This window comes from Bartonella sp. AA78NXGY (assembly GCF_042197005.1).
In the GTDB taxonomy this organism is placed as follows: domain Bacteria; phylum Pseudomonadota; class Alphaproteobacteria; order Rhizobiales; family Rhizobiaceae; genus Bartonella.
Genome location: NZ_JBHIRI010000073.1, coordinates 1 through 1,037, shown reverse-complemented (window position 1 = coordinate 1,037; position 1,037 = coordinate 1). Strand labels below are relative to the sequence as shown.

Below are 1,037 nucleotides of genomic sequence, written 5' to 3'. Positions count from 1 at the left end.
GCCATATGGATATCTTTTCCAGAGAGAACAGTGGTCTCTTTTCCAGAACTTAAATGAGAGCCATTGTGTAAAGCAACATGAGATGTTTCACTCCCATTCTGATTATCCATACTATTGCGTGTGGCATCAATCGAAACATTCCTCTCAGCTTGCAAGAGAAGTTTATCCTTTGTTTGAACATCAGAGCCTAAGATATTCAAATCTTTTCCAGAGGCAAGTGTCGTCGAGCCACCAGAACTGACTTCCGATTTATGATGCATGGTGGCATCACCCTGTTCATCATGGTAATGGGTTTCTGCTGAACCGATCGTCAAGTTGCCTTGTTCTGTAGCCATGGCAAGATCACCTCCGGTGGTGATCCCCACCCCTGAGGCGGTGATATCTTGCTTGGCAATCACGCTCGCATTGCCACCAGCAGAAAGCGCCTCGGTGTTTAATACTGTCTCCACGCCGTCAACCGTTGTGCGCCCTGCATCCAAACGAATATTCTTCTCCGCAAGGATAACAGCATCACCACCCGCCGCAAAATGCCCTCCTTGACTGAGGATATCCCCGCCATGCACATGCAATTGGTGATTTGCCGCAATCCGCCCTGAATTGATAATCGTTGAATTGCTCGTATTCTGGCTGGTGATATTGACACCATCGCCCATGATCAAAGCTCCAGCAGAAACAAAGGAGGCTCTGTCTTTTTCAGGGATGTAAAGCACCGGAGCATAAACATCCATGCCCTTGACCTGTTGGCGCACATAAATCACCATCGGGACTTCTAGGGACGCCAATTGTTCTTCACTCAAAGCCTCACCAAAAGGGAGATTGTGGGCTTTTGCATAGTCTGCCCCGACATCCAGCAAAGTTTTGACTTGTTCAATGGCATCACTTCTAGGAATAAAGGAGCCTTTACCCAAACCTTGACCAACCAGATCACGCATTTGTTTTTCAATCAATTCCTTTTCGAAATAAGCATCCCCTAAGAAAAAAATCTCCCGATCAGGATTGTAGCCAATTCTGTTCAAATAATAGGCTGAGCCATAAAA

Annotated in this window: 1 protein-coding gene; it reads right to left on the bottom strand. The window is 46.4% G+C overall.

Annotated elements, in window-relative coordinates; translation table 11 throughout:
* Nucleotides 1-1,037: hemagglutinin repeat-containing protein (locus tag ACFINL_RS09685; RefSeq protein ID WP_375651485.1), on the bottom strand; the 1,037-nt coding region annotated here is incomplete at both ends.